Source organism: Streptomyces purpurogeneiscleroticus (assembly GCF_020024005.1).
Taxonomy (GTDB): Bacteria; Actinomycetota; Actinomycetes; order Streptomycetales; family Streptomycetaceae; genus Streptomyces; species Streptomyces purpurogeneiscleroticus.
Genome location: NZ_NHSG01000465.1, coordinates 1 through 10,401 on the forward strand (window position 1 = coordinate 1; position 10,401 = coordinate 10,401).

The window sequence follows — 10,401 nt, forward strand, 5'->3', positions numbered from 1 at the left end:
GGGTGGGCTGTCCGGCGTGGATTCCGAAGCGCGTTCCATAATGGAAGATCCTCAATCGGCCAATAAAACCATATGTACCTCTTGGGTGCGATTTAGGCTACATTCATTGAGCGAGCCGAGCACCGGAACCGAGCCGGGAGTCGCCTATGGGGACCTCCTCCGACCTGCGGGATTCCATGCCGCGGATCCGGCTGCCCGCCAACGCGCTCGCGCCCTCCGCGGCCCGCAGGTTCCTGCGCGTCGCCCTCACCGGACTGGCCGAGCCGGCTCTCCCCGGGACACTGGCGATCAGCGGGTCACCGGCGATCAATGACGGGCTCGTCGACGACGCCGTGCTCCTCGTCAGCGAGCTGACCACCGCCGCCACCGCGCAGGGCGGATTCGAGGTCGAGGTCGGCTGCCGCCTCGACACCGGGGACGGCTTCCCCGCCCCGTCCGCCCCGGGCGGGACACCGCACGTGGGCGTCGTGGTCGACGTGGTGGACCGCTACACCTCCGGCGCCGATCACGACGGACAGGATCTCTGGCACCACCTGCGCGGCCACGGCCTTCGGCTGCTGCGCGCGCTGGCCGAATCCTGGGGCGTGACCTGCCAGCACAGCGAGAAGACCGTGTGGTTCCGGCTGGACACCCCCATGGAGGCCCGGCCCGGCCCCGGCGACGCCCTCGCGGCGGCGGTCCGCGACGCCGTACCGGCCGACCGCCGTGGTCCGGCCACCGAGGGACCCGACTCCGCGGGACAGTCCTTCCTCGCCGAGGTCAGCGAGCTGCTCGCCGGGCAGCTCGACGAGGACATGATCGCGGCGCTCACCGGACAGCTGATGGTCCCCAGGATCGCCGACTGGTGCGGCGTATGGCTGACCACCACCCAGGGCCGGATGCGGCTCTCCCGCGTCTGGCACCGCGACGAGGAGCGCATCCGCACGCTCCGCCAGGCCCTGGAGGAGGAGCGCCCGCCGCCCGCCACGCTGAGCACCACCGTCATCGTCTGGCCCTGGCCGGAGGCGGCGGACAGCTCCGGCAAGGGCGGCTCGGCGCTGATGTTCCCGCTGGTCGCGGCCGGGCGGTGCCACGGTGCGCTGCTCATCGGACGGGCGGGACTGCCGCGGCTGACCGGCGACGTGGTGCGCCTCGCGCAGGACGTGGCGCGGCGGGTGGCCCAGGGGGTGGTCACCGCCCGTCACTACACCCGGCAGGCGGACATCAGTCACTCGCTCCAGCGCCGACAGCTCCCCACGTCCCTCGCGGCCATCCCGGGCGTCGACACGGCGCTGGTGTACGAGCCCCACGGCGAGGGGCAGAGCGTCGGCGGCGACTTCTACGACCTGTTCCCCATGGGCGACCGCCGCTGGTGCTTCCTGCTCGGCGACGTGTGCGGGCACGACCTGGAGGCGATGTCCGTCACCGGCCTGGCCCGCCACCTCGTACGGCTGCTGGCACGCGAGGGCCACGGCGTCGAGGCCCTGCTCGGCCGGCTCAATCTCGCCATGGCGGAGGAGGGCGCGGAAGCGGTGGTGGTCGGCGGGGAGCAGGTCGGCTCCCGCTTCCTGAGCCTGCTGTACGGGGAGCTGGAGCCCGACGCGGTCGCCGGCGGCGCGCGCGTCACCGTGGCCAGCGCCGGGCACCCCTTGCCACTGCGGCTGTCGGCCGACGGCACGGTGGCAACGGCCGCCGAACCGCAGATGCTGCTCGGCATCGACGAGCACGCGGAATTCCGCGCCAACTCCTTCCACCTCGCGCCGGGCGAGACGCTGCTGTGCGTGACCGACGGCGTGACCGAACGCCGCCGGGGCAACCGGCAGCTGGACGACAACGACGGCCTGGCCGAGGTGTTGCGCGGCTGCGCGGGCCTGGGCGCCAAGGCCGTCGCGGAGCGGGTGCGGCAGGCGGCCCACGACTTCAGCCCCGACCCGATCGACGACGACCTCGCCGTCCTGGTACTGGAAGCGGTACCGGTACTGGAACCGGGCCGGGCTTCATGAGCGGACGGCGCGCGGCTCAGCTGCCCCGCAGTTCCTCGATGACCGGGGCGAACGTCTCCAGGGCCGCGTCCAGCACCGTGACGTAGGAGAAGCCGTACCGCTCCCGGCGCTCGCGGAGCTGGTCGGCGATCTGCCGGACCGTGCCGAACAGCAGCGTCGGCGCGTCCAGCAGCTGCTCCTCGTCCAGGCCGATGTCATGGGCGGCGAACTCGCGGGCCGCCGCCCTGCGGTCATGGGTGATCACCACGCGCTGGACGAGGATGTTGCGTTCGGCCGGCTCCGCGCGGTCCGCCGCCGCCTCCGCGTACCGGGCGACCGTCGCGTCCAGCTGCTCCGCCGAGGCCAGCTCCAGGACGCCCTCCGGCTTCCCGGGCGCCTGCCGGCCGCCCTGGAACGCCGCGATGTCCGCGTGCCGCGCCGTCAGCCGCATCATCCGCGGGCCGTTCCCGCCGATCAGCAGCGGCGGCCGGGGCTTCTGCGCGGCGTGCGGGACGTGCTCCGGGTCGCCCAGCAGCCGGTCCAGCTCCTCGATCGTGCGGGTCAGGTGGTCGACCCGCTCGCCCGGCTCGCCCCAGGGCAGCCCCGCCGACTCGTGCTCGGCACGTACGTACCCGGTGCCCAGGCCCAGTTCGAGGCGGCCGTCCGTGAGCGCGTCGGTGGTGGCCACCTCGCGGGCCAGCAGCGCGGGGTTCCAGAAGCCGGTGTTCAGCACGAACGTGCCCACCCGCGGCCGCTCGGTGACCTCGGCCGCGGCCACCAGCGCGGGGAACGGCGCCGGCATCCCCAGATGGTCCGGTACGAGCAGCACGTCGTAACCGATTGCCTCCGCCCTGCGGCACTTGGCGCGCCATTCCGCGCCCGAGGCGATCGCGAGTGTATTGACACCGAAACGGAACGGCCGGGTCATGGAGCCTCCTGAAGTCAGCGATCAGTGCGGCACCGTTCGGCGCGCGGCAGGGTGCCAGCCGCGCCCGACGTCACGGTGCCAGATAGGGGAGCGCTATCGGGGGCATTGCCAATTCCCGGATGGTGCCCCGGCGTTCGCTGGGACAGCCTGGCGGCAGCCCAGTGGCCGACAGCTGTCCGGCGAACGACCGGCGAAAGTCCAGCGAAGGGACGAGGCATGGCAGACGTATCGGGGCGGCAGCCCATCGCGGCGCATCACCTGCTGAACTTCATCGACGGCCGGTGGAGCCCGGCCGAATCGGGGCAGACCCGTACGAACATCAACCCGGCCGATCTGAGCGATCACCTCGGCGAGTTCGCCGAGTCCGGTGGCGTCGACGTGGACCGCGCGGCGGACGCCGCGGCCGCTGCCCTGCCCGCCTGGCGCGCCATGGGCCCCATCCGGCGCGCCGCGATCCTCGCCGAGGCGGGCCGCCTCCTCACCGAGCGCGCCGAGGAATTCGCCCGCGCCATCACCCGCGAACAGGGCAAGCTCCTCCGCGAGGCCCGCGGCGAGGTGGCCCGGTCCCGCGCCGTGCTGGACTTCACCGTGGGCCAGGCGCGGCTCCTCGGCGGCGTCACCGCGCCCGCCGAGGAGGACCGTACGTTCGCGTACACCTTCCGGCGCCCCATCGGCGTCGTCGGCCTGGTCTCGCCGTGGAACTTCCCGCTCGCCATCCCGATGTGGAAGGTCGCCCCGGCCCTGCTCTCCGGCTGCACGGCCGTCTTCAAGCCCTCGCCGCTCACCCCGCTCACCGCGGCCCTGCTCACCGAGGTCTTCCACGAGGCGGGTCTGCCCGACGGCGTGCTCAACCTGGTCCAGGGCGATGTCGCGGCGGGTGAGGCGCTGGTCGCGAACCCGTCCGTCGCCGGCATCAGCTTCACCGGCTCGCTGCCCGTCGGCACCGCCATCCACACGGGCGGCGCCCACCGGCTGCTCCGTACCCAGCTGGAGCTCGGCGGCAAGAACGCGGTGATCGTGCTGGACGACGCGGACCTGGACGGGGCGGTCGACGCGGTCGTGCACGGCGCGTTCGGGCAGGCCGGGCAGCGGTGCAGCGCCACCAGTCGGGCCGTCGTGGACGTCCGGGTGCGGGACGCCTTCCTGGACAAGCTGGTGGCCCGGGTGGCGGGCATGAAGGTCGGCCCGGGCGACGACCCCGCCTCGCAGATCTGCCCCGTGGTGAACACCGCACGGCTGGACGCGGCGCTGGCGGCCGTCGCCGGGGCGCAGCGCGACGGCGGCAAGGTGCTGTGCGGCGGCGGCCGGGCGACCGGGGACGGGCTGCCCGACGGCTGCTACGTCCAGCCCACCGTCATCCGCGACGTGCCCTGGGACAGCGAGCTGGCCCAGGAGGAGGTCTTCGGGCCGGTGCTCGCGGTGGTCGACGCGGACGGGTTCGACGACGCGATGCGGATCTCCAACTCGGTCAAGTACGGCATGTCCGGCACGATCTTCACCGCCTCGCAGTCCCGCGCCTTCGAGGCCATCGAGCGCTTCGAGGCCGGAATGCTGCACGTCAACCGTCCAGGCGTGGGCGCGTACGCGCACCTCCCGCACGTCGGCGCCAAGGCGTCCCAGTACGGCCCGCCGGAGTGCTCGCCGCAGGTCTGGGACTTCTACACGGAGTGGCACTCGGCCTGCATCAGCTATTAGGCGGCCATCGGGCGGCTGCGAGGTGAGAGCCGCAGCGGGACCGATGGAGTGATCAAATGAGAAGGGGGTTATCATGTGAGCACCGCCTAGCTCGAAAGATGAACTTGTGACTGCTGTCAATGACGACTCGTTCACCAACTGGAAGAACCGCGAGGAGATCGCGGAGTCGATGATCCCGATCATCGGGAAGCTGCACCGGGAGCGGGACGTCACCGTCCTGCTCCACAGCCGCTCCCTGGTGAACAAGTCGGTGGTCAGCATCCTCAAGACTCATCGGTTCGCCCGGCAGATCGCCGGCGTGGAGCTCTCGGTCACCGAGACCTTCCCGTTCCTGCAGGCCCTCGCCACGCTCGACCTCGGTCCCTCGCAGATCGACATCGGCCGGCTCGCCGAGACGTACAGCGCGGACGACCGTGGTCTCTCGGTGGCGGAGTTCACCGCCGAGGCCGTCGCCGGCGCCACCGGTGCCAACAAGATCGAGTGCCGCGAGGGACGCGACGTCGTCCTCTACGGCTTCGGCCGCATCGGGCGCCTCGTCGCCCGCCTGCTCATCGAGAAGGCCGGCTCCGGCAACGGCCTGCGGCTGCGCGCCATCGTGGTCCGCGGCGGCGGCGAGCAGGACATCGTGAAGCGCGCCTCGCTGCTGCGCCGCGACTCGATCCACGGCCAGTTCCAGGGCACGATCACCGTTGACGAGGCGAACAACACGATCATCGCCAACGGCAACGAGATCAAGGTGATCTACGCCAACGACCCGTCCGAGGTCGACTACACGGCGTACGGCATCAAGGACGCCATCCTCATCGACAACACCGGCAAGTGGCGCGACCGCGAGGGGCTGTCCAAGCACCTGCGCCCCGGCGTCGAGAAGGTCGTCCTGACCGCCCCGGGCAAGGGCGACGTCCCGAACATCGTCCACGGCGTCAACCACGACACCGTCAAGCCGGACGAGCAGATCCTCTCCTGCGCCTCCTGCACCACCAACGCGATCGTCCCGCCGCTGAAGGCGATGGAGGACGAGTACGGCGTGGTGCGCGGCCATGTGGAGACCGTCCACTCGTTCACCAACGACCAGAACCTGCTGGACAACTACCACAAGTCCGAGCGCCGCGGCCGCTCCGCGCCGCTCAACATGGTCATCACCGAGACCGGCGCCGCCTCCGCCGTCGCCAAGGCGCTGCCCGACCTCAAGGCGAAGATCACCGGCAGCTCGATCCGCGTCCCGGTCCCGGACGTCTCGATCGCGATCCTCAACCTCCAGCTCGCCCGCGAGACCACCCGCGAGGAGGTCCTCGACCACCTCCGCGAGGTGTCGCTGACCTCGCCGCTGCGCCGCCAGATCGACTTCACCAGCGCCCCCGACGCGGTCTCCAACGACTTCATCGGCTCGCGCCACGCCTCGATCGTCGACGCCGGCGCCACCAAGGTCGAGGGCGACAACGCGATCCTCTACCTCTGGTACGACAACGAGTTCGGCTACTCCTGCCAGGTCATCCGCGTCGTCCAGCACGTCTCCGGGGTGGAGTACCCGACCTACCCGGCCCCGGCGGCCTGATCGCCCAAGGACGCCACACGTGCACGGAGCGGGCCCGGCGGAGAAAATCCGCCGGGCCCGCCCGCGTACTCGCCCGCGTACTGTGCTCAGTGCCCCGCGACGTTCTCCTCCGCGAGCCCGAACGACAGCGTCATCCCCGCCCCGCCGACACCGTTGATCACGGTCACCCCCGGCTCCGGGTCGACCACCAGCTCCGTGCGGCCGTCGCGCAGGGACGGGTAGAAGCCGGACCAGCGTTCGGTGATCGTGGTGTCCGGCAGCCGGGCGAAGCCCGCCAGATACTCCATGATCGCCGCGTTGATCTCCTCGCTCTCGAACGGGTCGTGGGTCGTGGCGTACGCATGGCTGTCACCGATCGTCAGCCGCCCGTCCGCCGTCTGCGACAGCAGTACATGGATGCCGTTGTCCCGGTGGAACGGCAGCTCGGCCCGCAGCCGCGCGTCCAGCGCCGCCCGCGCCGCCAGGCCCTCGAACGCCGCGTAGTGCAGCAGCGTCAGCCCGCCGCACAGCATCGGCCCCAGCTGCCAGCCACCGGGCTGCACCCCCGTCCGCAGCATCTGCAGCTTGCAGCGGACCAGCCCGCTCGCCGCGAACACCTCCGGGTACAGCGTCTCGAAGTCATTGCCGCTGCAGACGAAGACCCGGTCGGCGCGCCAGTCGCCGGCCGTGGTCGAGACCGTCGGCATACCGATGCCGCGCACGGTCGTGCCGAAGCGCACGTCCACGCCGTACTCCTCGGACAGATGCGCCGCGACCGCCGGGATCGCATGCCGCGGGTCGACGTTCAGCTCCGTCGGACTCCACATCGCGGCCAGCAGCCCGTCCGGGCGCGCCGCATGGCTGCGGGCCACCGCCTCCTTGGCGGAGAGCATTTCCGTACCGCGCTCTCTCGCGGCGGGTGTGGTGGCGACGAACTCCTCCAGCACCGCGGCCTCGTCGGGACGGTGCGCCAGATGCAACGATCCGGTCGGGGCCGCCCACAGCCCGGTCTTCGCCGCCACCTCCAGCCAGATCTCACGGCTGCGCAGGGCACGCTCGTACACCGCGCCGCGCTGCTGGCCCACCGCCCAGATCATGCCGAAGTTACGGATGGACGCGCCCACGGAGTGGTCGTCGCGCTCGAAGACGACCACGCGGTCGCCGCGTTTCGCTGCCGCGAGGGCGTGCGCCAGTCCGACGATGCCGCCCCCGACGACGGCGGTGTCACAACGATGAGTCGCCATGGATGATCCCCTCTTGAGTGGTGGTGCACCGTGGATGGATCAATGAGGAAGCTGCCCCGGCTCATGCGGCCGCTGCGGGGACGCGGTTCCACTGCGGGAGCATCAGCAGACCCGCGAGGAGCGCCGCGGCCGCGAAACCGTAGAACAGCGCGGTGCCGGAGAGGAAGCCGGGCAGCAGGCCGCCGAGGATGGCGCCCACCGAGCCGCAGCCGTTGACCAGCCCGGCGGCCGTGCCCGCGCCGCCGGCGCTGCCGAAGTCCACCGCCGCGACGCAACTGATCATCGCGTCCGCCGCGTACACGGCCAGCCCGATCACCGCCAGCACCGCGATCATCACCACCGCGCTGCCGGTCGCCGTCAGCGGCATGAACAGCGCGAGCGCGACGGTCAGCAGCGCCAGCGCCAGGACGCACGGCGGCACCCGGCGGGACCGGAAGACGGTGTCGGAGACCCAGCCGATCACGATCGGCGCGAGCACGCCCGCGACACCGAACGCCACCGGGATGAGCGTGGCCCCCACCTTGCCGACCTCCGGCAGCTGCCGGCTGACGATCACCGGGCCCCACAGCAGGATCGCGTACCGGGCCGGCTTGAGCAGGAAGTACGCGGCGCCGAGCGTCAGCACCATGCGGTCGCGCAGTGCTTCCTTGTACAGGGTGAGCGCGGGCTGCCGGGGGGAGGGGACTGCTGCGGGCTCCTCCTCCGTACGGTTCGGGTCGGGCAGCCCCACGTCCTGCGGCGTGTTCCGCTGAAAGACCAGGAACAGCACCAGGACGACGGCCAGCGTCGCCGCGCCCGCGAGGAACGCCGCGTGCCAGCTGTCGAAGACCTCGTACGCCCACCAGCCCAGGAACGGCGGCGCGGCGAGCCCGCCGAACGCGTAGTTGCTGCTCCAGATGCCGAGCACCCGGCCGCGCTCGCGCACCGTGAAGAAGCTGCCCATGTTCTTGCACAGCGGCGCCCAGCCCGTCGACTGCGCCAGCCCCTGGAGCACCATCGCCCCGCCGAACACCAGCACGGCGCTGCTGATCCCCATCGCGCACGCGGCGACGACCGCGCCGATCATGCCGCCGGCGACCACCACCCGCGGCCCGAAGCGGTCGGCCCACATCCCCCACAGGAACTGCCCGGCCGCGTACGCCGCCAGATACACCGCGTCCAGCACGCCGAGTACCTGCTCGGTCAGCACCCCGTTCACCAGGGGGTCGTCCAGTATGCCGAGCTTGGCGACCGAGAACGCCTGGCGGACGAAGTAGAAGCCCGCGTACGCGAGCCAGGTGACCGCGAAGATCTGCCGGCGCCAGCGGGTCATCCCCCTCAGCGCCTCCCGCGTGGAGAGCGGCGGGCCGGGTCTTGGTGATGGTACGGACTGCGGTGCGAGGTCGGCCATGGCGGAGTCCTGTCCCTCGGCCTGGATTCGGGCATGACGGGGCCCCGGCGCGCGCCTCGGCGGCACGCCGGGGCCGGGTGGTGCTGTCCGTATGAGGGGGGTTGGTGTGACGGTGCGTCAGCCAGTTTGGGTGTGACGGTGGGTCAGCCGGTGAGCGGCACCCCCGCCGCCACCGACGTGCCCACCCAGTAACTGTCGAAGTTACGCAGCCGGTGGCCTTGGGGGACCGGTCCGACCTGCGCGTTGACCAGGAACGGCACGCGCTGCTCGGTCAGCCCGCCGTGCGAGCGCAGCGGCTCCTTGAACCCGGAGATGTCGTGCCGGGCGGGGGTGGTGCCCAGTACGGTGTTGCGTTCGGCGATGACGACCAGCTCGCCGATGCGGTCGCCCGGCAGCTCGAAGCGGACGCAGGCCCGCTCCCGGCCCATCACCTCGGACACCCCGTCGAGGCGGGCCAGTTCGGCGCGGAGCGCGTCCGCGTCCGCGCCCTGCGGGAGGTGCACCGTCGCGTACGAGCCGAGCGCGCCGTGGTGCACCGTGTACGGGTCGGTGATGGGCAGCACGACACGCGCCGCGGCCGCCCCGAGCCGGTCATCCAACTCGTCCTGCAGGAACACCACTTGAGCGTCCCCGTCGCCGTCGCTCTTGGCGTTCATCCCGTGGTCGGCGGTGACGACCAGCACGGCGCCCAGCGCGTCGATCCGTGCGAAGTAGCCGTCCAGCATGGCGTAGAAGTCGTTCGCGACGGGGGAGCCGGGGGCGTGCTTGTGCTGGATGTAGTCCGTCAGCGACAGATACGTCAGCTCCGGGCGGTCCCGCTCCAGCACGTCCACGCCCGCCGCCATCACCAGCTCGCTCAGCTCGGCGCTGTAGACCGACGGCAGTGGCATGCCGACCCGCTCCAGCACCTTCTCGATGCCGTTGTCCTGCTGCGTGACCCGGTCGGCCTTCTCCGCCGAGAAGCAGATGCCGTCCTTGAGGCCCTTGCCCAGCAGCCGGCGCAGCTTGTCCTTCGCGGTGATCACCGCGACCTCCGCGCCGGCCTGCGAGAACTCCGCGAACAGCGTCGGCGCCCGCAGCAGCTCCGGGTCGTTCATCATGACCTCGGCGTCGGCGGCCGGGTCGTAGAAGTAGTTCCCGCAGATGCCGTGCACCGACGGCGGCACCCCGGTCGCGATGGAGAGATTGTTGGGATTGGTGAAGGACGGCATCGTGCAGTCCGCGCGCAGATCGCTGCCGTCCCGCAGCATCCGCTCCAGGAACGGCATCCGGCCGTCGGCGATGGCCCGCTCGTGATAGGCGTCCTCGCTGCCGTCGATGCACACCACGACGACGGGCCGGGCGGGCCAGGCGTAGCCGCGCCCGTTGACGGTCAGCCGCTCGGTCCGCGTCCCGGACTGCCGCTCGGCACCAGCTTCCTTCATGTGCGGTTCCACCCCTGAGGTCGAAGTCGGCGGCCGGTCGCGCCGCCCTGCCCCACCAGGGAACACCGCCCGGGCCCCCGGCAGAACCACCGGAATCCCTATACCGCTCATAGCCCGATACCGCTCATGGCCCGACGCGGCGGCCCCCGGCGACCGGCCGAGGGTCGCCGGGGGCCGCCGCGCCCGTGGTCAGTGTCGCGCGCCCGTCCCGCGCCGCCCCCACAG

General features: G+C 71.8%; 7 protein-coding genes. 3 read left to right on the plus strand and 4 right to left on the minus strand.

All coding sequences use genetic code 11. From position 1 onward, the window contains the following. Positions 1-146 precede the first annotated feature (146 nt). Positions 147-1,982: a SpoIIE family protein phosphatase gene (locus tag CCS38_RS33930; RefSeq protein ID WP_223737323.1), complete on the plus strand. Its 1,836-nt coding sequence runs from the start codon at positions 147-149 to the stop codon at positions 1,980-1,982. A 16-nt stretch (positions 1,983-1,998) separates the two neighbouring features. Here the strand turns inward: CCS38_RS33930 and CCS38_RS33935 are convergent, their stop codons facing one another. Next, a complete protein-coding gene (locus tag CCS38_RS33935) occupies positions 1,999-2,889 on the minus strand; it encodes an LLM class F420-dependent oxidoreductase (RefSeq protein WP_223737324.1) in 891 nt (296 codons plus the stop codon). A 216-nt stretch (positions 2,890-3,105) separates the two neighbouring features. On the opposite strand from CCS38_RS33935, the gene CCS38_RS33940 reads away from it, so the two are divergent. Together CCS38_RS33940 and CCS38_RS33945 are read left to right on the plus strand one after the other, a co-directional pair. Then, the gene (locus tag CCS38_RS33940) at positions 3,106-4,584 is read left to right on the plus strand and encodes an aldehyde dehydrogenase family protein (protein WP_223737327.1); all 1,479 of its coding nucleotides are present in this window, start codon (positions 3,106-3,108) and stop codon (positions 4,582-4,584) included. Between the two features lie 106 nt (positions 4,585-4,690). Continuing rightward, a complete protein-coding gene (locus CCS38_RS33945) occupies positions 4,691-6,139 on the plus strand; it encodes a glyceraldehyde-3-phosphate dehydrogenase (RefSeq protein WP_223737329.1) in 1,449 nt (482 codons plus the stop codon). Between the two features lie 86 nt (positions 6,140-6,225). On the opposite strand, the gene CCS38_RS33950 is transcribed toward CCS38_RS33945, so the two are convergent. The 3 genes from CCS38_RS33950 to phnA form a co-directional block, all read right to left on the minus strand. Then, positions 6,226-7,362 carry a TIGR03364 family FAD-dependent oxidoreductase gene (locus tag CCS38_RS33950; protein WP_223737331.1) on the minus strand — a complete coding sequence of 379 codons (1,137 nt, stop codon included), beginning with the start codon at positions 7,360-7,362 and terminating at the stop codon, positions 6,226-6,228. Positions 7,363-7,423: 61 nt separating this feature from the next. Beyond that, positions 7,424-8,752 carry an MFS transporter gene (locus CCS38_RS33955; protein WP_223737333.1) on the minus strand — a complete coding sequence of 443 codons (1,329 nt, stop codon included), beginning with the start codon at positions 8,750-8,752 and terminating at the stop codon, positions 7,424-7,426. Between the two features lie 143 nt (positions 8,753-8,895). Continuing rightward, positions 8,896-10,176, minus strand: coding sequence for a phosphonoacetate hydrolase (gene phnA, locus CCS38_RS33960; protein WP_223737345.1), 1,281 nt, complete (start codon positions 10,174-10,176; stop codon positions 8,896-8,898). Positions 10,177-10,401 lie beyond the last annotated feature (225 nt).

What these genes read in the sequence shown, in the direction of transcription:
- CCS38_RS33935 (WP_223737324.1), bottom strand. Translation starts at nt 2,889, where the DNA reads ATGACCCGGCCGTTCCGTTTCGGTGTCAATACACTCGCGATCGCCTCG.
- CCS38_RS33950 (WP_223737331.1), bottom strand. Translation starts at nt 7,362, where the DNA reads ATGGCGACTCATCGTTGTGACACCGCCGTCGTCGGGGGCGGCATCGTC.
- CCS38_RS33955 (WP_223737333.1), bottom strand. Translation starts at nt 8,752, where the DNA reads ATGGCCGACCTCGCACCGCAGTCCGTACCATCACCAAGACCCGGCCCG.
- CCS38_RS33930 (WP_223737323.1), top strand. Translation starts at nt 147, where the DNA reads ATGGGGACCTCCTCCGACCTGCGGGATTCCATGCCGCGGATCCGGCTG.
- phnA (WP_223737345.1), bottom strand. Translation starts at nt 10,176, where the DNA reads ATGAAGGAAGCTGGTGCCGAGCGGCAGTCCGGGACGCGGACCGAGCGG.
- CCS38_RS33940 (WP_223737327.1), top strand. Translation starts at nt 3,106, where the DNA reads ATGGCAGACGTATCGGGGCGGCAGCCCATCGCGGCGCATCACCTGCTG.